This is a genomic window from Vogesella aquatica, assembly GCF_028548455.1.
Lineage (GTDB): Bacteria > Pseudomonadota > Gammaproteobacteria > Burkholderiales > Chromobacteriaceae > Vogesella > Vogesella aquatica.
The window spans coordinates 199,843-221,260 of record NZ_JAQQLF010000006.1; the positions used below are offsets into that span (position 1 = coordinate 199,843).

At 62.3% G+C, this 21,418-nt stretch carries 19 protein-coding genes; 5 read left to right on the forward strand and 14 right to left on the reverse strand.

The annotated features are described in order from the left end of the window. Nucleotides 1-41 precede the first annotated feature (41 nt). The 3 genes from PQU95_RS06165 to trxB all read right to left on the reverse strand — a co-directional run bounded on the left by PQU95_RS06165 (nucleotide 42) and on the right by trxB (nucleotide 2,065). A complete protein-coding gene (locus PQU95_RS06165; protein ID WP_272751187.1) occupies nucleotides 42-485 on the reverse strand; it encodes a peroxiredoxin in 444 nt (147 codons plus the stop codon). 14 nt (nucleotides 486-499) lie between these two features. Next, nucleotides 500-1,042: a Smr/MutS family protein gene (locus tag PQU95_RS06170; protein WP_272751203.1), complete on the reverse strand. Its 543-nt coding sequence runs from the start codon at nucleotides 1,040-1,042 to the stop codon at nucleotides 500-502. 72 nt (nucleotides 1,043-1,114) lie between these two features. Further along, nucleotides 1,115-2,065 (reverse strand): thioredoxin-disulfide reductase, encoded by a 951-nt coding sequence (gene trxB, locus PQU95_RS06175; protein WP_272751188.1) that lies wholly within the window; start codon nucleotides 2,063-2,065, stop codon nucleotides 1,115-1,117. A 116-nt stretch (nucleotides 2,066-2,181) separates the two neighbouring features. On the opposite strand from trxB, the gene PQU95_RS06180 reads away from it, so the two are divergent. After that, entirely contained in the window at nucleotides 2,182-2,361 is a 180-nt protein-coding gene (locus PQU95_RS06180; protein WP_017508362.1) for a YjfB family protein, read from the forward strand. A gap of 62 nt (nucleotides 2,362-2,423) precedes the next feature. Here the strand turns inward: PQU95_RS06180 and PQU95_RS06185 are convergent, their stop codons facing one another. The 7 genes from PQU95_RS06185 to glnE all read right to left on the reverse strand — a co-directional run bounded on the left by PQU95_RS06185 (nucleotide 2,424) and on the right by glnE (nucleotide 9,139). After that, on the reverse strand, nucleotides 2,424-3,008 hold the full coding sequence (locus PQU95_RS06185) for a hypothetical protein (protein ID WP_272751189.1): 585 nt from the start codon (nucleotides 3,006-3,008) through the stop codon (nucleotides 2,424-2,426). Continuing rightward, nucleotides 2,989-3,450: a YbaN family protein gene (locus PQU95_RS06190; protein ID WP_272751190.1), complete on the reverse strand. Its 462-nt coding sequence runs from the start codon at nucleotides 3,448-3,450 to the stop codon at nucleotides 2,989-2,991. Before PQU95_RS06190 ends, PQU95_RS06185 begins: the two co-directional genes overlap by 20 nt. Nucleotides 3,451-3,506: 56 nt before the next feature. Beyond that, nucleotides 3,507-4,100 carry a TetR/AcrR family transcriptional regulator gene (locus PQU95_RS06195; RefSeq protein WP_272751191.1) on the reverse strand — a complete coding sequence of 198 codons (594 nt, stop codon included), beginning with the start codon at nucleotides 4,098-4,100 and terminating at the stop codon, nucleotides 3,507-3,509. Then, complete coding sequence (gene waaF / locus PQU95_RS06200) at nucleotides 4,097-5,152, reverse strand: lipopolysaccharide heptosyltransferase II (RefSeq protein ID WP_272751192.1); 1,056 nt, start codon at nucleotides 5,150-5,152, stop codon at nucleotides 4,097-4,099. Before waaF ends, PQU95_RS06195 begins: the two co-directional genes overlap by 4 nt. A 61-nt stretch (nucleotides 5,153-5,213) precedes the next feature. Further along, on the reverse strand, nucleotides 5,214-5,420 hold the full coding sequence (locus PQU95_RS06205) for a zinc-finger domain-containing protein (protein ID WP_017508367.1): 207 nt from the start codon (nucleotides 5,418-5,420) through the stop codon (nucleotides 5,214-5,216). 48 nt (nucleotides 5,421-5,468) lie between these two features. After that, a complete protein-coding gene (locus PQU95_RS06210) occupies nucleotides 5,469-6,392 on the reverse strand; it encodes a branched-chain amino acid transaminase (protein ID WP_227303718.1) in 924 nt (307 codons plus the stop codon). 50 nt (nucleotides 6,393-6,442) lie between these two features. Then, a complete protein-coding gene (gene glnE, locus PQU95_RS06215; protein WP_272751193.1) occupies nucleotides 6,443-9,139 on the reverse strand; it encodes a bifunctional [glutamate--ammonia ligase]-adenylyl-L-tyrosine phosphorylase/[glutamate--ammonia-ligase] adenylyltransferase in 2,697 nt (898 codons plus the stop codon). A gap of 28 nt (nucleotides 9,140-9,167) precedes the next feature. Between glnE and PQU95_RS06220 the strand changes: the two genes are divergently transcribed. Genes PQU95_RS06220 through tldD form a run of 3 tightly spaced genes read left to right on the forward strand, consistent with a single transcriptional unit; the run spans nucleotide 9,168 to nucleotide 15,298 of the window. Next, nucleotides 9,168-13,022 (forward strand): YhdP family protein, encoded by a 3,855-nt coding sequence (locus PQU95_RS06220; protein WP_272751194.1) that lies wholly within the window; start codon nucleotides 9,168-9,170, stop codon nucleotides 13,020-13,022. A 15-nt stretch (nucleotides 13,023-13,037) separates the two neighbouring features. Next, a complete protein-coding gene (locus PQU95_RS06225; protein WP_272751195.1) occupies nucleotides 13,038-13,847 on the forward strand; it encodes a carbon-nitrogen hydrolase family protein in 810 nt (269 codons plus the stop codon). A gap of 11 nt (nucleotides 13,848-13,858) precedes the next feature. Next, entirely contained in the window at nucleotides 13,859-15,298 is a 1,440-nt protein-coding gene (gene tldD, locus PQU95_RS06230; protein WP_272751196.1) for a metalloprotease TldD, read from the forward strand. Here tldD and PQU95_RS06235 read toward each other — a convergent pair. Further along, nucleotides 15,295-16,410 (reverse strand): YbdK family carboxylate-amine ligase, encoded by a 1,116-nt coding sequence (locus tag PQU95_RS06235; RefSeq protein ID WP_272751197.1) that lies wholly within the window; start codon nucleotides 16,408-16,410, stop codon nucleotides 15,295-15,297. The genes tldD and PQU95_RS06235 overlap by 4 nt on opposite strands. Before the next feature lie 40 nt (nucleotides 16,411-16,450). Here PQU95_RS06235 and PQU95_RS06240 point away from each other — a divergent pair, with 40 nt between their 5' ends. Further along, on the forward strand, nucleotides 16,451-16,945 hold the full coding sequence (locus PQU95_RS06240) for a MarR family winged helix-turn-helix transcriptional regulator (RefSeq protein ID WP_272751198.1): 495 nt from the start codon (nucleotides 16,451-16,453) through the stop codon (nucleotides 16,943-16,945). A 600-nt stretch (nucleotides 16,946-17,545) separates the two neighbouring features. Here PQU95_RS06240 and PQU95_RS06245 read toward each other — a convergent pair. The 3 genes from PQU95_RS06245 to PQU95_RS06255 all read right to left on the reverse strand — a co-directional run bounded on the left by PQU95_RS06245 (nucleotide 17,546) and on the right by PQU95_RS06255 (nucleotide 21,160). Further along, a complete protein-coding gene (locus PQU95_RS06245; RefSeq protein ID WP_272751199.1) occupies nucleotides 17,546-18,505 on the reverse strand; it encodes a DUF6236 family protein in 960 nt (319 codons plus the stop codon). Between the two features lie 217 nt (nucleotides 18,506-18,722). Then, nucleotides 18,723-20,453, reverse strand: coding sequence for a UvrD-helicase domain-containing protein (locus PQU95_RS06250; protein WP_272751200.1), 1,731 nt, complete (start codon nucleotides 20,451-20,453; stop codon nucleotides 18,723-18,725). Next, on the reverse strand, nucleotides 20,450-21,160 hold the full coding sequence (locus PQU95_RS06255; protein WP_308446607.1) for an ATP-dependent endonuclease: 711 nt from the start codon (nucleotides 21,158-21,160) through the stop codon (nucleotides 20,450-20,452). The genes PQU95_RS06250 and PQU95_RS06255 overlap by 4 nt, the downstream gene beginning before the upstream one ends. Nucleotides 21,161-21,418 lie beyond the last annotated feature (258 nt).

Genomic DNA, 21,418 nt, shown 5'->3' on the forward strand with positions numbered 1-21,418 from the left:
CCCTTGATGAGCGGGGCCTCGCGGTATGCCAGGCCCGTCGCTTAAATGGTGTTCACGAATGCCAGCACTTCTTCGACATGGCCAGGGACCTTCAGGCCGCGCCAGGCTTTGAGGATATTGCCCGCGCTGTCGATGACGAAAGTGCTGCGTTCGATTCCTCTTACCTGTTTGCCGTACATATTTTTCAGCTTCATGACAGCAAACAGATTACATACAGTTTCCTCCGGATCGCTGATCAATTCAAATGGCAATTCGTACTTGGCCTTGAAGTTTTCATGCGATTTCAGGCTGTCACGCGATACGCCCACAATGGTGACGTTGGCCGCAGCAAACGCAGCGTAGTGGTCGCGAAAGCCGATGGCCTGGGTGGTGCAGCCCGGGGTGTTGTCCTTGGGGTAAAAGTACAGCACGGTCAGGCCGCTGCCTGGCAGGGAGATGCTCTGGCCGGAGGTGGCGGGGGCGGTAAAGCTTGGGCAGTGTTCCATCTTGTTTCCTTGTATCAGCCGGGGCGTTTGAGCAGTGCCAGTACGGCACCGCTACCACCGTGCTGGGTGCGGGTTTCACAAAAGGCCAGTACTTCGGGGTGGTGTGTCAGCCAGCTGCGGACCATTTTGGGTAGCACGGGTTCGCCGCGCGAGCTCAAGCCTTTGCCGTGGATGATGCGTACGCACTGGCCCTTGTGGCGCGCGCGGTGCAGGAACAACGCCAGCTGTTCGTGCGCTTCGAAGCGGTCCAGGCCGTGCAGGTCCAGCTCGGCACATACTGGCCAGTGGCCGGCTTTCAGCTTTTTCAGCGTATGCGCCGGCATGCCGGGGCTGCGGTGTTCGATGTCGATGTGCGCCGGTTCGAACCAGCCCAGCATCTGGGCAAACAAGCCTTGTTCGTTCTCGCCGGGGTGATGCACGCGGTGCGCTGCATGGTGTAGCGGGCGCGGCCGCGGGCGGGGCAGGGGGTGTTGTACGCGGCCGTCCGGCTTGAGCGGGCGGACATCGCGCATCAGGCTGGGGAAGTCCGGCTCCGGCGGCGGTGCCGCAACGGCCACAGGCAAGACCCTTGCGGGCCTTGCCTGTGGTTTGATCGGTTTTAGCTGCTCTTTGAGCGACTTCAACGTGTCTTAGCCGTGGTCGAGGTAGCGCTCGGCGTCCAGCGCGGCCTGGCAGCCCGAAGCGGCACTGGTGATGGCCTGGCGGTAGATGTGGTCCTGCACATCGCCGGCAGCAAATACGCCTGGCACGCTGGTGGCGGTGGCATTGCCCTCGCGGCCGCCACGGGTCACGATATAGCCGGTTTCATCCAGTTCCAGCTGGCCTTTGACGATGTCGGTGTTCGGCTTGTGGCCGATGGCGATGAATACGCCCATCAGTTTGATGTCTTCGGTGCTGCCGTCGTTGAATTTCAGGCGGGCGCCGGTTACGCCGCTATCGTCACCCAGCACTTCGTCCAGGTTGGCGTTCAGCTTCAGGGTCACTTTGCCTTCGGCAACGCGGGCCATCAGCTTGTCGATCATGATCTTTTCCGCACGGAAGGTATCGCGGCGGTGGATCAGGGTAACGTGCTTGGCGATATTGGCCAGGTACAGGGCTTCTTCTACTGCGGTGTCGCCGCCGCCTACCACGGCCACGTCCTGGTTGCGGTAGAAGAAACCATCGCAAGTGGCGCAGGCCGATACGCCTTTGCCGGAGAAGGCTTGCTCGGATGGCAGGCCCAGGTATTTCGCGGAAGCGCCGGTGGCAATGATCAGGGCATCGCAGGTGTATTCGCCGCTGTCGCCGATCAGGCGGATCGGCTTCTCATCCAGCTTGGTGGTGTGGATGTGGTCGAAGATCATTTCGGTGCCAAAGCGCTCGGCGTGCTGCTGGAAGCGCTGCATCAGCTCCGGGCCTTGTACGCCAGCCACGTCTGCTGGCCAGTTGTCCACCTCGGTGGTGGTCATCAGCTGGCCGCCTTGCGCCATGCCGGTGATCAGAACGGGTTTCAGGTTGGCGCGTGCAGCATATACGGCGGCGGTGTAGCCAGCCGGGCCGGAACCGAGGATCAGCAGGGGGCAGTGACGAGTTTGGCTCATGTGGGTTTTCCTGTTAGTGCGAACGGATTAGTATTATTTTATCAGTAATCGGGAATGTGGCCGATAAAGTGTTTCTACTTGCCAAATAGTTTCTGGCTACCGGAAGGAGTAATGCGATGGAGATTGGTTCCAGCACCAGCACAAACGTGAAGCAGGCTGCAGAAACGTTTGTGTTGAAAAAAGCCATGGAGGTGTCCAGCGACACCATGCAGACGCTGATGGCGTCCGTAGAGCAAAGTGCCCCCAAAACAAACAACCCGCCTCACCTGGGGCAGACTGTGGATGTGAAGGCTTGAGCTGACCGCGCCTGCAGACAGAAAAACCCGCCTCGCAAGGCGGGTTTTTCATGGCGAGGGGTTCAGGCGCTGAACTTTACGCCAGAGCTGCTTTGCAAAATGGATTGCGATGCCTGGTACTGTGCCACGGCTTGCTGCTGGGCGCTGGCATTGAGCTCGGCGCGGCTGCTGTCTTCGCTGCGGGCGGGCTGCTGTGGCGTGCTGCGCGGGGCGGCTGTTTGCTGGGCTGTCGTTTGCGACGGCGGGCTGGTGGCGGTGGTGGCATCATTGGTACTGCTATTGCCATTACCGCCGGGGTTGGCCGCAGGCTGGCTAGCCACAGGCTGTTCACTGCTGGTTGTGACGGCATTGTCGGTGCGCTGTTGCGCCTGCTGTACACGCACGGCCTGGGTGCTGAGTAGCTGGGCCTGCAGGCTGAACTGCAGGTCGGTAGCGCGCTTGTTCTGCTGCGGCGCGGCATTTTCGGGCTTGCTGGCTACTTGCTGGGTGGCGGCCTGCAGCTGGGCTTCGCGTGCGGTGCTGGCTTCGAGTGCCTGCTGGCCGGCTGATTCCAGGCTGCCGGTTTGCGGTAGCTCGCGCTGGCGTGCGGCTGTGCTGTCACGGTACAGCGGGCTGGGGCTGAGCGGGTTAGTGCTGCTGATGTCCATGAGACTCCTCCTTGTGCGCCGCTTGTCGCAAGGCGCATTGCGGTAGTGGCTGCATCGTGCTGCTGGCGGTAATCGTAGGCAGGTGCCAGATCCAGGCGGACAGGCCTAGCCACAGTACGGCCAATATGGCTTGCAGTGCCGGCTGGCTGCCCAGCATGGCCAGGCTGGTGCCGAACGATAGCGCCATGGCGAGCAGGGCGACACGTTTGGTTGGTCTGCGCATGCCGCGATAAGTTCGCCAGTCACGGATGGCGGGGCCAAAGCGCGGGTGCTCCAGCAGTTTTTGTTCCAGTGCGGGGTGGCTGCGGGAAAAGCAGGCCGCCGCCATCAGGATGAATACCGTGGTAGGGAGCAGGGGGGTAACAGCACCAATGATGCCCAGCGCCAGGTTCAGCCAGCCCAGCGCGGCCCACAGGTGCTTGCGCGCAGTATGTATCGCCATATTTCCCCCGCCGGCAGTGTCTTTACTAGCAGCTTAGCGCCTGTCTTGTCATACGGCTAGCGCGTTTGCAGGGTCAGCGCCAGCATGAGTTCGGCCAGCTGGGCTACCGATAGCTCGCCGTTGTTGCGGTACCACTGCACTGTCCAGTGCAGGCTACCCAGCAGGGTGCGGCGCAGCAGGTGGGTATCCTGTTTGATCAGGCCTTCTGCGGCGGCTTCGTCCAGTACGCCTTGCCACAGTGCTTCGTAGCGGTCGCGCAGTACGATCAGGCCTGGTTTGGCACTGTCGGAAACACTGCGCCATTCGTACAGCATGACTTCCAGTGCCGCCTGGTTGTCACCCAGTAGCGAGTGCAGGTGCACGTGGAACAGTGCGGCCAACTTGCTGCGGGTATCGTTGGCCGCAGCCAGGGTCAGGGCCAGCTGTTCGGTGGTGGCGGTAATGCCCAGGGCCATCACGGCAACCAGAATCTCTTCCTTGGTGCGGAAGTGATAGAACAGGCTGCCCGATTGCAGGCCTACCGCATTGCCCAGGTCGCGTACGGTGGTGCGTTCGTAGCCCTGGTCGCGAAACAGTTTGGCCGCGGCGCGGATCAGCTCCATGCGGCGGCTGTTGGCTTCCTGGTGGTTGTTCAGATCGTTGCGGCTCATGCTTCGCTCTTGGTGGTGGGTTCGCTGCGGTTGGCAGCGAGTTTCAATAGCCCGTCGGCCGCGCTGCGTACCTGCTGTGGTGGCAGGTTTTCCAGGCAGTGCGTATGTTTGTACGGGCAGGTGCGCTCAAAGCAGGGGCTGCAGTCCATGTTCAGCGAGACAATGCTGGCGCTGTGGCTTAGCGGGGGGGTGAAGTCGGGGCTGGAGGAGCCGTACACGCCTACCAGCGGCACGCCCAGTGCCGCGGCAACGTGCATCAGGCCGGAGTCGTTGCATACCGCCAGCTTGGCCAGGCCCATCAGGTCGATGGCTTCCTCCAGGCCGGTCTTGCCGCACAGGTTCAGTGCGCAGCCGTCGGCCAGGAGGGCGATTTCGTCGCCGACATCCTTGTCCTTGCCCGAGCCAAACAGCCACACTTGGTAGCCTTCGGCATGGTACTGGCGTGCCAGCTCGGCAAAGTGGCGCGCGGGCCAGCGCTTGGCCGGGCCGTATTCGGCGCCGGGGCACATGGCGACGATGGGCTGCGCCAGCGACAAGCCCAGTTTGCGCGCGGTGTTTTCCTGCGCAGCAGGCGTGGAGCGCAGCTGCGGGTGGGCGATGGGGCGGTGCAGCGCCTGGCGCGGCGGCTCGCCCAGTGCACAGAAGCGTTCCACCATGGTGGGCAGCGCGTGCTCGTCCAGCTCGCGGGTGTCGTTCAGCAGGCCGTAGCGCAGTTCGCCGGTAAAACCGGTGCGTAGTGGTATGCCGGCCAGGAACGGAATCAGCGCCGCCTTGAGCGAATTGGGCAGTACCACGACCTGGTCGAAGTTCTCTTGCCGCAGTGCGCGCGCTACCCGCCAGCGTTCACCCAGGCGCAGCTGGCCATGGCCGAACGGGTTCAGGTGCGCCTTGGCGACTTCCGGCATGCGCGATAGCAGGGGCAGCGTCCATGCCGGGGCAAAGACGTGCAGCTCCAGGCCGGGGTGGCGTTCGTGCAGGCGGCGGTACAGTGGCTGCGCCATCACGCTGTCGCCTACCCAGGACGGGCCGATTACCAGTATTTTTTTGATCATGTATACAAGCAAAAAAGGTGTAGCCAGGCCACACCTTTGTTCAGGCTGTCAGTAAAGAGGCTTAATGGTGGCCGTGCGGCAGCGGGCCGGTCAGCTTGTAACGGGTGCCACAGTACGGGCACAGGGCTTCGCCACCGTTTTTGGCTACCGGCAGGAAGACGCGCGGGTGCGAGTTCCACGCTACCATGTCCGGGGTGGGACAGTGCAGCGGCAGGTCCTTGGCGGTAACTTCGATGATGCGAGCGGTGTTTTCTTTCAGTTCGGCCATGCTGTTAGCTTCCGGTTGGGGCCCGCTGGGCGGGCCGTCTTGCTGTAATCAGGCGACGTGGGTCAGCCAGTGTTGCTTGCTTTCATCCAGGCCTTTGACGCAGTCAAAGTAGCGTTTCTGGATTTCGGCGGTAATCGGGCCGCGTTTGCCCTCGCCAATCGCGCGACGGTCCAGCTCGCGTATCGGGGTGACTTCGGCGGCGGTGCCGGTGAAGAAGGCTTCGTCGGCGCTGTAGACTTCGTCACGGGTGATGCGTTTTTCTACCAGCTCCAGGCCCATTTCGTCGGCAATCTGCACCACGGTGTCGCGGGTGATGCCTTCCAGTGCGCTGGTGAGGTCGGGAGTGTATAGCTTGCCCTTGCGTACGATAAAGATGTTTTCGCCGGAGCCTTCCGCCACAAAGCCGTCTACGTCCAGCAGCAGGGCTTCGTCGTAGCCGTCTGCCGTGGCTTCGTTATTGGCCAGGATGGAGTTCATGTAGTTGCCGTTGGCCTTGGCCTTGCACATGGTGATGTTTACGTGGTGGCGGGTGAACGAGCTGGTTTTCACGCGAATGCCTTTTTCCAGGCCTTCTTCACCCAGGTAGGCGCCCCACGGCCAGGCAGCCACGATCAGCTGTACATCGTCCTTTTTCGGCGCTACGCCCAGCTTGCCGGAGCCGTAAAAGGCCATTGGGCGGAAGTAGCACGATTTCAGCTGGTTGGCTTTCACCACGTCCAGGTGGGCCTGGTTGACTTGCTGTTTGGTGAATGGCAGGTCCATGCCCAGGATCTTGGCAGAGCGGAACAGGCGGTCGGTATGGTCTTGCAGGCGGAAAATGGCCGGACCACGCGCGGTTTCGTAGGCGCGCACGCCTTCGAATACGCCCATGCCGTAGTGCAGGGTGTGGGTCAGTACGTGGGTGGTGGCATTACGCCACTCGACCAGTTCGCCGTTGTACCAGATGAAACCGTCGCGGTCTGCCATCGACATGATGAATTCTCCGAGTCCTGTTTTTGCTGTGTTGCGATTATACAGTTGCCCTACTGAAAGTGAACCGGCTTTTCCGCATGCTCGCCGGCGGCGGCAAACACACTTTGCCACAGTGCCTGTACCTGCTGGTAGGCCTCGATAGGCGGGTGGCTGCACTTGTCGCTGCCGTCCAGCCTGCTGGCGTGCTGCAGGCGGCGGTATAGCCGATACGCCTGGCGCGCGGCTTCGGCTAGTGTGGCCGGAATCAGGCTGGCGTCGGCAGCGGCGGCCAGCAGGGCAATATTGCCGCTATTGGCCAGCAGGGCCTGGTGCTGGCCGGCGTGCGCCAGCACCAGGTATTGCACGATGAACTCGACGTCCACAATGCCGCCGCGGGCGTGTTTCACATCCGCTACGTTGGCCGCATGGCTTTCCAGCATCTTGTTGCGCATGGCCACCACTTCGGCACCCAGGGCGGCGCAGTCTCGCGGTAGCGCCAGCACTTGCTGGCGAATCGCCTCGAAGCGCGCGCCGATATCGGCGTTGCCGCACACGAAGCGCGCGCGGGTAAGTGCCTGGTGTTCCCATAGCCACGCTTTGTGGTGCTGGTAGTGCTCGAAGGCTTCCACGCTGCTCACCAGCAGGCCGCTGGCGCCGTCCGGGCGCAGGCGGATATCGATGTCGTACAGCACGCCAGCCGATGTGGTGCTGGTGAGCCAGGTGATGATCTTGCGCGCCAGGCGCGAGTACAGGTCGGCAGCGTCGGGGTGATCGTCGTCGTACAGAAAAATTACGTCCAGGTCCGAGGCGTAGCCCAGCTCTTTGCCGCCCAGTTTGCCGTAGCCCACCACGCTGAATAATGGCTCGTCACGGTGGCGCTTGGGGATGTCCAGCCAGGCGTGGCGTACGGTGACGTCCAGCACCAGGTCGGCCAGACGGGATAGCTCGTCGCTGAGTGCTTCCAGTGTCCACATGCCGGCCAGGTCTTGCGCTACCAGGCGGAAGGTCTGTGCGTGCTGGAAGTGGCGTAGCGCGTCCATTTGCGCCTCTACGTCACCATGGCACTCGGCCAGCTGTTGCTCCAGCTGTGCGGCCAACTGTGGCCAGTCCGGCGTGGCGTACAGCACGCGGGCGTCCAAGAGCTCGTCCAGCAGGATGGGGTGGCGCGACAGGTAGTCGGAGACCCAGGCGCTGGACGAATACAGCGAGGCCAGCCGCTGCAGTGTTTGCGGGTATTCCAGCAGCAACGACAGGTAGGACGCGCGCCGGCTGATGGCGTCGATCAGCTGCAGGATGCGCTGCAGCGTGGTGTCGGGGTTGTCAAAACTGGTGGCTACTTCCATTAGCGGGCCCATCAGCGCGTCCAGCTTTTTACGGCTGGCATCCGGCATCTGCTGGTAACGTTGGCCGCAGGCCAGGCTACGCAGCTGGCGCTGCATGTCGTCCGGGGCGTGGTAGCCCAGGCTGGCCAGGCGCGGGGCGATGTCGACATTGGCAATATCGCGCCAGTCGGATTCCAGCGGGTGGGCGGCGGCACCTTCGGTAGGCAGGAAGAATACCTGCTCGAAGTGCCGGGTGACGCGGCGGCGGTGCTGGTTCAGCTCGTCCAGGAAGGCCTGCCAGCTGGCAAAGCCCATGCTGCTGGCGATGCGCTGGCGGTTTTCTTCACCGGCGGGCAGGCTTTGCGTTTGCTGGTCGTCCAGGTATTGCAGCCGGTGTTCGAGATTGCGCAGAAAGGTGTAGGCGTCCAGCAGCTCGGTGACGGTGTCTGGCTCCAGCAAGCGCAGCTCGGCCAGTACGGCGTAGGTGTCGCGCGTGCTTTTTAGCTGCAGGCGGCGTTCGCGGCCGCCACGGATCAGCTGGAATACCTGGGCGATGAACTCTACCTCGCGGATGCCGCCCGGCCCCAGCTTGATGTTGTCGGCCATGTCGCGGCGCGCCACTTCGCGGCGGATCTGGGCGTGCAGCTCGCGCATGGCGCCGTAGGCGCCGTAGTCCAGGTATTTGCGGTACACAAAAGGACGCACCAGTGCTTCCAGCTGGCTGGCGTCGCCACTCATCACACGGGCCTTGATCCAGGCGTAGCGTTCCCACTCGCGGCCCTGGGTCAGCAGGTAGTTTTCCAGCGCCGCCAGGCTCATCACCAGCGGGCCGCTGTCGCCGTAGGGGCGCAGGCGCATGTCCACGCGGAACACCTGGCCATCGTAGGTCAGGTCGTTGATGGCGCTGATCAGCAGCTTGCCCAGGCGGGTGAAGTACTCGTGGTTGGACAGGCGGCGCGGGCCGCTGGTATCGCCGTCTTCCGGGTAGATGAAGATCAGGTCGATGTCGCTGGAGACGTTCAGCTCGTAACCGCCCAGCTTGCCCATGCCGATGACGATCAGCTCCTGCACCTCGCCGCTTTCCTCGCCGATGGGGTCACCCAGGTTGGCCAGCGCGCGGCGTGCCACCGGTAGCGTGGTTTGCACGGCAAAGTCGGCCAGCTGGCTGATGGTGGTTACCACTTCGTGCAGGTCGGCCAGGCCGGCGTGGTCGCGGGTAATCAGCCGTGCCATCACGGCAATGCGCAGCTTGCGCAGGGCGGGGGTGAGGGTGTCGATGCTGTCGAAAGTGGCCCAGTCGGCAAAGCCGGCCATTTCGGCGGCATCAAACGGGTGATCCAGCCGTGCGGCCAACCTGTCGGCCTCGTCCGGGCGGGCCGTCAGCTGGCGGTCCAGGTAGTAACTGAATGTACGGGCACAGGCGATGGCGGCGGTATTTGCTGGCATAATGCGCTTTCCACGCAATGACGAAATCGTGACAGAACATTCTACCCCCACTCCCGCCCCCGCAGCAGCACCCGCAGACCAAAGTTTGCGGGTGATTTTCTGGCTGCGCCGCCTTAGCCGCTGTCTGGGCTGGCTGCTGTCGGGTGTGCTGGCGCTGCTGCTGCTGGCGTTCCTGGTATTTCGCTTCTACGTATTGCCCAATCTGGATGGCTGGCGGCCCTGGCTGGCTGGCCAGGCGAGTGCTGCGGTGGGCGTGCCGGTGTCGCTGGGCAAGCTGCAGGGGCAGTGGCAGTGGCTGGGGCCGCGTTTCACCATCAGCCAGCTGCAAGTGCGCCCCGACCCGGCCAGCCCGCCTATTACCGTGCGCAGTGCGCTGGTACAGCCTTCCTGGCAGAGCCTGCTTTTTCTGGAGCCGCGCCTGGCCTTGCTGCGGCTGGATGGACTGAGCCTGGACTTGTCACGGCGCACCAATGGCCACCTGTACCTGAACGGGATTGACCTGTCCGCCGGCAAGGGTGACGGCGCCGGGGTGGATTGGCTGCTGCGCCAGGGCGAGGTCAGCGTGAGCTTGCAGCGTTTCTCCTGGCAGGATCACTTGCTGGGCCTGCCGGCGTTTACAGCGCGCCAGCTTACTGCCACCTTGAACAATACGCTGCTGGGCCACCGCTTGCGCGCGGTGGCTTTGCCGGCGGCCAGCCAGCTGTCGCACGTGGATTTCGAGGCCAGCTGGCAAGGCAGCCGTCTGCGTGACTGGCCTCAGTGGCAGGGCAGCGCCACGCTGCAGGCGGATGCGCAGCAGCTGAACTGGCTGCAACGCTACTGGCCTGGTTCGCCGTTGTCGGCCGGTGGGGCGGCCTCGTCCCGGGTGCAGCTGGCTTTCGAGGCCGGCCGCTTGACCTCGTTACAGGGTAAATGGCAGCTGGAAAATGCCGCGCTGGGCCTGCCCGGCGAAAAGGCCACGGCGCTGCCGCGTCTGGCGGGCGAGGTGGATTACCGGAGCCCGGCTGCTGGCCAGCACCAGTTGTCTGCCAAGCATCTTTACCTGCAAACCCGCTTTGGCAGCTTGCTGCAGGACGCTGCCGTAACTGCACGCTGGCACGACACGCAAGGCGGCTTTGTCGAAGCCAGCGGTTTGCAGCTAGCGCCAGTGCTGCCGCTATTGCGGCCACATGTGCCTGCGGTGGCAGACAGCGCCATCCACCAGCTGCAAGGCCAGCTGCAGGGCATGCGCTGGCAGTGGCAGGGGCCGCTACGCCAGCCGCGACAATATTTGTTCAAGACACGGTTTACCGAGCTGGCACCCCAGGCCGATGCGGCCAACATGACGCTGACAGGCGGGCTGTCGGGCGAGCTGGTGGCCGGTAGCCAGCAGGGCCGGCTCAGCCTGGTGGCAAGCCCCATGCAGCTGGCCCTGCCCGGCCAGCTCACGCAGCCGCTGCGCATTCTGGGCGGCGAGGGCGAGCTGCGCTGGCAGCGACAAGGTGCAGGCTGGCAGCTGGCTATTCCGGCGCTGGCCGTGGCGACCCCGGATTTCAGCGCCCGCTTGCAGGGCCAGGTGCGCCTGCCCGGGCAGGGCGCCAGCCAAAGCGATTTGCAGCTGGCCATCGACAACGTGGCCATCAACCGTGTGCCGGCCTATTTGCCGCGGCTTATTGGCAGCGACACGCTGGCTTGGCTGCAAGCTGCCTTGCAGGGGGGGCAGGCGCGGCAGGTGCGCGCCACGCTGCAGGGCGACGTGATGCAGTTCCCGTTTGCCGGGGGGCAGGGCGGGCGCTTTACCGTAGATGCCCAGGTGACGGGCGGCAAACTGCGCTTTGACCCGGCCTGGCCGCAGATTGATGGTATCGAAGGCCAATACCGCATGCGTAACGATGCCATCGAAGTCACCGCTACGCGTGCCACTACGGCGGGTATGCGCCTGCAGCAGGTGCAGGTGCGCCTGCCAGACACCATGAAAGCTACCCAGACCTTGCAGGTTGAAGGCCAGGCCGACGGCGAACTGGCTGCCATGCTGGCCTACACCCGCCTGAGCCCGGTAGATGGCTGGCTGGGTGGCTTTTTGTCTACGCTGGACGCTAGCGGGGCGGGCAAGCTCAAGCTGGGCCTGGCCATACCGCTGGACGATGCCGAAAAGACCCGCGTAAACGGCGAGCTGAGCCTGGCGGGGAATACCCTGCAGCTGCGTAGCTTGCCGCTGCCACCGCTGACTGATATCCAGGGGGTGCTGCATTTTAACGAGCATGGTATTGCCAGCCCGGGCATAGACTACAGCGCGTTTGGCGGGCGCAGCCGCCTGCAGGCTAGCCTGGATGCGCGCGGCCGCATGCAGTTCACCAGCCAGGGCCAAGTGGATGTGCCCCAGGTGCTGCAGCAGTATGTGCCCTTTCTGACCCCGTATGCGCAGGGCCAGACCGACTACAAGGCCGACTTTACCGTCAGTAATAATCTGGATGCGCTGGCGGTACAGTCCAGCCTGCAGGGTGTGAGTACCACCGTGCCTGCCCCGCTGGCCAAGACTGCGGAGCAACGTTGGCCGCTGCAGCTCGGGGTGTTTGCCACCCAGACAGGGTGGCAGGTGGACTGGCAGATTCCGCAGCATGCACAGGGGTTGGTGGCGCTGGATCATGCCGGCCAGCTGCTGGGTGCCGGGGTGGGGGTGGGGGCCGAGGCCCCGGCGCCGGAAGGCCGCATTGCCATTAAGGTGGATGCGCCGGTATTGCAGCTGGCGCCTTGGCTGGCAGCCTTGCCAGAAAGTCAGGCAGGTAGCGCAGAGTGGCCACTGCCACTCTCGCTGGGCATCGCTACGCCACGCTTCATGGCGCAGGGCAAAGTACTGAACAACGTGCAGGCAGCACTGGGCTGGCGTGGCGGCGAGAGCCCGGTAGCGCTGAACATCAAGGCGCGCGAGGTGTCCGGTACACTGCAATACATGCCGCGTGGCAAGGGCAGGCTGCAGGCGCGGCTGGCGCACCTGGCGCTGCCGCTGGGGGACGATGGGCAGCAAGCGGCTACCGAGGCGGAGCCGGAAATTGCCATTCCCGGCCTGGATGTCGATATCGCCGCCCTGCAATGGAAAGACAAAGTGCTGGGTAGCCTCAGCCTGAAAGCCCAGCATCAGCCACAACTGTGGTTGCTGGATGAAGTGCTGCTGCAAACGCCGGAAGGCAAGCTCACCATGAGCGGCGCCGCGCCGGAGGGCAAAAGCAGTGGTGCCCGCCGCACGGAAATCAGCTTTGCGGCCAACAGCCAGAACGCTGGCGCCCTGTTGGCCCGCCTGGGCGTGCCCGACGCGCTGGTGGGTGGCGAGGGCGAGCTGAGCGGGCGGGTAAACTGGCTGGGCCACGCGGCGGCTTTTGACCTGGCACGCATGAGCGGCAGCGTGAGGCTGGACTTGCGCAAGGGCCGCTTTGCCCAGATCGACCCGGGCGCAGCCCGCCTGCTGGGCGTACTTAGCCTGCAATCGCTATCGCGGCGTATCCGCCTGGACTTCACCGATGTGTTCAGCAGCGGCTTCGCCTTTGACAGCCTTACCGGCAGCGCCGAGATCGACGCCGGAGTGTTCCGTTCCAGTAATGTGCTGTTGCAGGGGCCGGCCGCGAAAGTTACCTTGCAAGGCGAGGCCGACCTGGCCAATAACCGTCAGCAGGTGGCGGTGCGTATTACCCCCACCTTGTCCGAGGGGGTGGCGGTGCTCACCGGTGCCTCATTGTTGAACCCGGTGCTGGGGGCCATCACCTTTGCCGCGCAAAAGTTGCTGAAAGACCCGGTGAGCCGGATATTGTCATTCGATTACGAAGTTACCGGCAGCCTTGCCGACCCGCAGGTGCGCAAGGTAGGGCAGCGGGTAGAAAACAAACCGGCGGCAGCGCCAGCTGCCCCCTGATGCGGGAGTATCAAGATGGATAAAGCTTTCAAAGTTGCCGCGGTGCAAATGGTGTCGGGTACCGAGCCGCAGCGCAATATTGCCCGCGCCGCGCAGCTGGTGGCCGAGGCTGCCGCCCAGGGCGCGCAGCTGGTGGTGTTGCCCGAGTATTTTTGCCTGATGGGCCGCCAGGATGGCGACAAGGTGGCGATACGCGAAGCCTATGGCAGCGGGCCGTTGCAGGCCGCGCTGTCTGCCATGGCGCGCGATAACGGCGTGTGGCTGGTGGGTGGCACCATCCCGCTGGCTTGCCCGGACGATGGCCGCGTCTACAATACCCTGCTGCTGTACGCGCCGGATGGTAGCGTGCGCAGCCGCTACGACAAGATCCACCTGTTCGGTTTTACCGGGCAGGGTGAGCGCTATTGCGAATCCGACAGCATCCTGGCCGGTACCGAGCCGCTGCGCGCCAGCACGCCGCTGGCCGATATCGCGTTTGGTATCTGCTACGATCTGCGCTTTCCCGAGCTGTTCCGCCGCATGGCCCCGTTTGACCTGCTGGTGTTGCCCGCCGCCTTTACCGCCACTACCGGTGCGGCGCACTGGGAGGTGCTGCTGCGTGCCCGTGCCATCGAAAACCAGTGCTATGTGCTGGCCTCGGCCCAGGGCGGCGAACACGAAAATGGCCGCCACACCCATGGCCAGAGCCTGCTGATCGACCCGTGGGGCAATATCGTGGCCCAGATCGGCAAAGGCGAAGGCGTGGTCGTGGGCGAGATCGACCCGAATACCCTACACTCGGTGCGCAGCCGCCTGCCGGCGCTGGATCACCGCGTGTTTTCCTGAAAGAACAAGACATGAGCCAAATAGCCATTGCCGAGCAGCTGCTGCTGGCACCTTACGGTGTAAACGAAAGCGTGATCGACGCCACCCTGGGCCGTATGCTGGGCCACCAGGTGGACTACGCTGACCTGTATTTCCAGTACACCCGCAGCGAGGGCTGGAGCCTGGAAGAAGGCATCGTCAAAGCGGGCAGTTTCAGCATCGATCAGGGCGTTGGCGTGCGCGCCGTCGCCGGCGACAAGACTGCTTTTGCGTACTCCGACGACATCAGCCCGTTTGCCTTGGGCAAAGCCGCCGACGCCGTGCGCGCCATTGGCGCAGCGGGTGGCCATGGCAACGCCGGCGCTGTCGCCCTGCGTCACGGCAGCGGCCTGTATGCGGCGCAAGACCCGCTGGATAGCCTGCCAGCCGAGGCCAAGGTGGCCATTTTGCAGCAGGTGGAAAAGCTGGCCCGCGCGGCTGACCCGCGCATCATCCAGGTAATGGCAGGGTTGGCCGCAGAGTACGACGTGGTGTACATCGCGCGCCACGACGGCGTGCGTGCCGCTGACGTGCGCCCGCTGGTACGCCTGTCGGTTACCGTGATTGCCGAGCAAAACGGCCGCCGCGAGGTGGGCAGCAGTGGCGGTGGTGGTCGCTACGACCTGACCCGCTTTGGTGATGCGCAAATTGCCCATCATGTACAAAAAGCGGTGAAACAGGCGCTGGTGAACCTGGAGGCGCGCCCGGCGCCGGCTGGCCAGATGACGGTGGTGCTGGGTGCCGGCTGGCCTGGCGTGCTGTTGCACGAGGCGATTGGCCACGGCCTGGAAGGCGACTTCAACCGCAAAGGCACCTCGGCTTTTAGCGGTATGGTAGGCCAGCGCGTGGCGGCAGCAGGGGTCACCGTGGTGGATGACGGCACCTTGGCCGACCGCCGTGGCTCGCTTTCCATTGACGACGAAGGCAACGCTACCCACCGCACGGTGCTGATCGAAGACGGCATCCTGAAAGGCTATATGCAGGACGCCATGAATGCCCGCCTGATGGGAGTGGCCCCCACCGGCAACGGCCGGCGCGAGTCCTACGCCCACATCCCCATGCCGCGCATGACCAACACCTACATGCTGGGTGGCGACAAAACGCCGGAAGAGATCATTGCTTCTGTGCCGGATGGCATTTATGCGGCCAACTTTGGCGGCGGCCAGGTGGATATCACCAGCGGCAAGTTTGTGTTCTCTGCCTCCGAAGCGTGGAAAATCGAAAACGGCAAGCTGGCCTATCCGGTGAAAGGCGCTACCCTGATTGGCAACGGGCCGGAAGTGCTGAATTACGTCGCCATGATAGGCAATGATATGGCGCTGGACGAAGGCGTAGGCGTGTGCGGCAAGGAAGGCCAGAGTGTGCCGGTGGGCGTAGGGCAGCCTACCTTGCGTATCGACGGTGGCCTGACGATTGGCGGCACTGGCGGCTAGTCCAGCCAGTGTAGCGCCTGCTCGCGCAAACTTTCCGCCAGACTGGTGGCCGCCGGGCCGGCCTGCGTAGCGTACTGGGGTGGCTGCCCGGCGCGCAGGCTGCTGGCCAGCTCGTCCAGCAGTGTCTGGCTTTGCGGGCAGCTGGCAAAGTCGCGCACGATGGTTAGCGTAAGCAGCAGGTGTTCGCGCAGGCTGCGCCGTTGGCCGCTGCAGGCGTCGATAAATTCGGCGTCCATGCCATGGCGTGCTGCCTGGAAGCGGTTGTACCCGTAGACGCTATAGAGTGCTTCGCGCCCCGGCAAGCTGGGGCGTTGTTGTATGAAATACAGCGCCAGCGCCTGACTCAGGGCTGCCAGACGCACTGCATGGCGCAGGCTGTGCGGGGTGTCGAAAATGCGGATCTCTACTGTGCCGTACTCCGGTTTGGGGCGAATGTCCCAGTACAGGTCTTTCAGGCTGTTGATGATGCCGTGGCTGGCAAGCATGCTGGTGTGTTGCTGGAAGTCTTGCCAGTTGCGCAGTGGTGCAGGCATGTGGCCGCTGTTGGGAAAGGCGTGGACGGTATTGCTGCGCGCCGATGCAAAGCCGCTGTATTCACCCTGCACAAAGGGGCTGGCTGCCGAGAGTGCCAGCAGGTGCGGAATGTAGTAGGCCAGTGCGTGGCAAAGCCAGATGGCCGTGTCGCCATCGGGGCAGCCTATGTGCACATGTTGGCCGAATACGGTGAATTGACGGGCAAGATACCCATATTCGCTGGCAAAGTCATGGTAGCGCGGGTGGTCGCTGATGCGGCGTTCTCGCCAGTCTTGGAAGGGGTGGGTGCCGCCGCCGCAGGGTAGCGCGTCCAGCGTATGGCAATAATCGCGTAGTAGCTGGCCACAATGATACATTTCCCGCAGCAGCGTGCTGGTATTGTGGTGTATCGTGCTGTTGATTTCCAGCATGGAGCAGGTGACTTCCTGCTTGAATTGCTGGTGGCCATTGGCGTGTAGTGCGGCCAATAGTGCCGGGGCGCAGGGTTTCAGGTCCAGGCTTTGCATGCATAGCAGCTGTATTTCCAGCTCCATGCCCAGCGTGCCGGCCTCGGATTGCTGGAATGCGGTTGTCTCCATAGCCATCTCCTTATTTATTTTTTGTGCAAAACTATTATTCATGACTGAGTACATCACACAGCAGAAAGTTCCAGCTTCACCCCTGGCGGTACTGCAGTTGTTTCGCGTGGTGTTTCGCGCGGCGCAGCAGTACTCTGCCGACACCGAGAAAACGCTGGGCATTTCCGGCGCCCAGGCCTGGCTACTGGCCGAGCTGTACGAGCACGGGCCGCAAAAAGCCGGCGACCTGGCCGCGCGCATGGCGCTCAAGCCCGCCACGCTGAGCAATATGCTGATCAAACTGGTGGAGCTGGGCTATCTGGTGCGCCAGCGCAGCGATAAAGACCAGCGCGTGGTGGAAGTGTCGCTGACCGAACAGGGGCGCAGCCTGTTGGCGAAAACGAACTGTGCGCCCCGCGGCTGGATGCCGGAGGCGCTGGGCAAGCTGCCCCCCGAGCAACTGCACGGCCTGGCTATTGGGCTGGGTGGCATGTTGGCCGCCATGAATGTGCCGCTGGCGGAGGATGGGGACAAGCCGTTGCCGTTTACCGAGTAAGTGCGGCCAAGCTACGGTCAGCCCGGTTAAACAAAAGCCCCCGTAGCGATGCGGGGGCTTTTGTTGTGTGCGACGGGTATGTTGTAGGGAGGCAAAGTTATTGAAAACTTCCTGCCTTGCCAGACAAGGCTTTTTTCATTTTTGTGTGCTTACAACGAAGCCGGATAGACGCAGAGTTCCTGAAAAAATCTGACTTTCTTGCAAAATTGTTGAAAAAATCCTCCTGCAGTGGCAGCTACTGGCAGGTTTGTGCGTTGCCAGGGGGTTGTAGGTGCTTCTCTTCCCTTCTGCAGTTTTGCACATAGGTAGTGTGGCAGACCTCTCGGGTCGAAGGTCTGCAGGGCTGTCAGGTGTTCGGCCTGAGCCGACCTTGAGCCCTCATCCTGACTTGGTCGGCAATGGATAGATTAGCTGTCGTTCAGCTAGGACCGACAGCGAACAGAAACTGTTCCATCCTACGAATGCGAACTCCCAACCCGAAGTGGAAGTTCGGAACAAACCGCTGCCCACACCGATTGGATGACCGAAAAGTTAACTCTCCGGTGTCGGAAGGCGCAATCTCCGTGCTCCCTAACTCAATGGAAGCTGCTCTTGGTCGTTTCAGCACCAATCAAGCTCTTCATGGAGATGATGGACGTACCTGAAGGGCGAGTTTCGTATCAAACTCTTCTTTGTGCCGAATGTGGTTGTGAACTTCATGTTTGTTGCCGCGAACAGACCTAGCGATGCCAAGAAAGTCTGTACGGAGGTGAGGTTGAGGTTGTTGTAAAGCGAGGCTACGGCAGCAGCAGTAGCAGCGATACCCGTTCCGTTGACTTCAAATGCCATCGATATGTCGGCAATACGGACGGGCAACTTCATTTCGCGGCTCACCACCAGTAGGTCCCTACACGCGGCATCGATACGATCCCGCTGTGTGGCGAACGCCTCCGCACGATCTGTGTAGCCAGTGATCAGTTGTTTGCAGCCATCTAATTCCGCGCGCAGCCTCAGAAGTTCCGCCTCTCTCTTCTGCTTGAATTCGAGCAGGTCCTGTAGTGGCGTGTCGCCTGTGGGAATCGGAATAGCGCGGTGCAAAGAGACAGTGATGCCTCGATCTGAAGCAATGTGGTCACCCAAGATAGTTTTGATGTCGGCCTCGGTCTCCGCCGACATGCTCCACCGACCAGGTTCTTTTTCTTCCAGCTCCTGGAATGCACGAAAATACGCTTCGGCCAGACATTTGCCGACCGACATTGAGGTCGGTCGCAACTGAATTTCCGGCCTGAGCAGAACGCCGGCGCTGCTCAGGAAGTCCGTGTCGCCGTTTTCGCCATTCAGGAAGTAAGGCAGGGATGGCCAAGCGATACGGTCCCAAAATAGCAGTCCGAATCTCAGCTGTTTGGCGCACAGATTCGCGGCCATCGCAGTCTCTGTCCTTGTGCCATTTTCGTGAAAAAATGGCACAAGCATGATGCCCCGCCCACCTTGGGGTCGCTTCCCATAGCTTGGCTCTGATAGTTTTCGTCGTCGGCTCTCACCCATCGTGCATTCCTGTTCAATGCGTTCCGAGAGCAGCATGAATGCTCACAGCGTTATATGTCGATAGAAGCTGCGACCGCAGTCAGCGCTAAAGCGCTCAATCGTACAAATTGCCTGACTGGCTGTTTCTGGCCGGTGGGGCGAGTTCGCTCTAACGGTAGTAAGCTGCCACTCAACTTTTTCCCTGGATGCCAACGGCCGCTGCAACTCGGGTTTTGTCACCTGTTATCAAACCCGTGGACACCTCCCACCACCATCAGCCAACCTCCTGAAACCCCTTCCCCACAAATAGGGGCCGAAGATCTTTCAGCGCGTTTTTAGGAACTGCCACCCATAGGAGATTTCGGGCGCGAGTGGATGCGACGTACCCGATGCGCCCGACCTCCGTGCCCACGCCCGCGAGCAGTTCCTCGGCGTGGTCCTTGAGGGTCATGTAGAGGACGGCATCCAGGCTTTCTCCCTTGGCTTGGTGCACGGTGTCGACTCGCAGTAAGGCTGCCTCGTCATCGGCCAAATCCTTGGAACTCGACAGAGCAGCATTTGGCAGGCCGGTCTTCTTCAACTTAAGGCCGATGTTAGCGGCGGGCGTCAGTCCGAACTTGGTCTGGAGCTTGTCGAGCAAGCTCTTGATGTTGGCCACGAACTGCGGATGCCATTGCGTGTCAGCGGTCAGGGAGGCCGATGGCAACCCGGCTTTCGGATCGCGCGTGAAGGCCCAAATCACGCGCCGCAACGCGCGTGCCTCCGGGAGCCTGGCCGGTGGGGTTCCAGGCTGAGTGACGTAGCTCACGAGACCATGCGGCGGCTTGTCCAGCAATGCAGCGACGCCAATGGCCACGCGCTGAAAAGCACTCCGGAAGTCCTTTTTGTGATCTCGCAACACGGCGGCCGCCGCAAAAACCTTCACCGTGCCTTGTCCGGCTGGCGCCACGTCGCCACGTACCTCCTCAGCCAAGCCGCGACCACGGCAGAGCACGGCTGAACGCTTGGCATCTGCCCCCGCGATCGCTAGCACCCCCTGAAAAGCAGTGATCAGCTGGGCATGCTGGCCACGCTTGTACCCCGTGAAGAAGGCACCATGCAGTGTGGCGGGGGCGGCTCGCTCGGCCACGTCATCGCGCCCGCTCAGCACATTGGCGAGGCTGACAATTTGGGGCACCGACCGAAAATTGCGTGTCAAGGAATACGGCAGCACGCCTGGGCGCTGGTGGTACTCACTCAGGAACTTGCCGTCTGCGCCCGCGAAGTCGTAGATGCCCTGGTTGGGGTCGCCGATGAGCGTCACGCACGCACCGGCATCAATCAGCAACTGCAGGATGGCCTGGTGAACCGTACCGATGTCCTGAGCCTCGTCGATCAAAATGTGCGGGTATCGGCGAACCACTACCGTCAGAAGCTCCGGGCGTTCTTTCAGTGCCCGGTACGCCCAGTAGCGTCCGAGATCGTGGGTGTACGCGCCGGTCTTGCCAAGGCGGCCGATGAGGTCGCGGGCCACCCCATTGGCCACCAACTCGAGGTCGTCGTTGCGCCTGTAGTAGAAGCACTCCTTACCCTCGATGAGAGCGACGTTCAGCTCCGTGATAGGCATAGGATATGTTGGTGTCTTGAACGTGAAGCCGCCAAGGAACGTCTCGCCGCCGGTCACGAGGTAGGCCGCCTGGGATGCCCCCATCGTGCGATGTCCGTGAGGGCGAAGAATGGTACTGGTAATGAAACCGTCCAGCGTGTCAATCTCCACCCGGTCCCGGCCAACGCCAGCTGGAAGGTCGCGAGCCAGCACGTCGTATGCCTTGCGGAATGTGTCGACGGCCACATTGGAGAACGACAGCAGTGCGACGCGCCCGCGCGCGTTACCGAGTTTTCGGCGCATCTGGACGAGGCGCTGCACTGCCGTCTTGGTCTTGCCGCTACCCGCGCACGCAATGACGCACAGGGGCACCATGGGGGCGTCGACGACTGCTTGTTGCTCTGGTGTTAGCGCGCTCATGGCTTGCTGGCAACCTGGCAGGCATGCTTAATTGCGCCCTGGATGTAGGCCGGAACGGTGAATGGCAGTTTGGGATCTGCAATGACCTGCGCAAGCGCCTGGGCGAAGCTGCCCTTTTGCACGTTGTTTCTTGGCCGTTCGAACATGCCACAAAACAGCGCCTTCGCCTTGGCCGCGTCGTCAGCTGCAGCGTTAACGGTCGCAGCCAAGGCGGCAGCGATCTTTGGATGCAGTTCCTTCAGCGCAGCCAGCATCGGCTCCCTATTGGCTGGCTCAAGGGCTAGGTCGTATTCGAAGGTTTTGAGGCCGTAGAACACCTTCACATATGCGTCCTCGCAGGCTTTCATCTTGGCAGTGTTTGCAGATACGGTGATCACGTCACCTGTCGCCGGGTACACGGGCTCTGCATCGTCGTCCTCGTCCTCGGGTTGATCTCCGGAGCCGACAGTCACGGCCCCCACCGGTGCGGCAGCTTTCGCCGGCTTGGGTACGACGGGATCGGCGTCGGTCAAGACCGCAACCGGAATTTTCAGTGCATTGTTACCGAACAGTGGTAGGAACGAATCGAAGTTCAAACCTTCCACACTGATCAAGCTCACGCCATGTTGGCGCAGGTCGCATCCGATGCGCTTGGCCAGCGCGTCGACCATCATCAACTCAGCTGCACCTTCAACAGGGCGTGTACTGAATTTTGTGTAAACGGACATTTGGCAGGAAACTGCTACCTAGTTGTCGCATCCCTGACGATCATATAAGCAATCGGCTACTCAAACTGAACACAGCACGAGAAGTCATGGGTATCCTGCTACAACTCTCCCGAGCACCCAATCCATGATCGTCAAACTACACAAACAAGCCCGCACCACCCCCGCCATCCGCGAGGAAATCAAACACGCCGTCGGCACGCTTACCGAGTTGGCCGCACGCTTCAATGTCAGCATCCACACCATCCGCAAGTGGAAGCA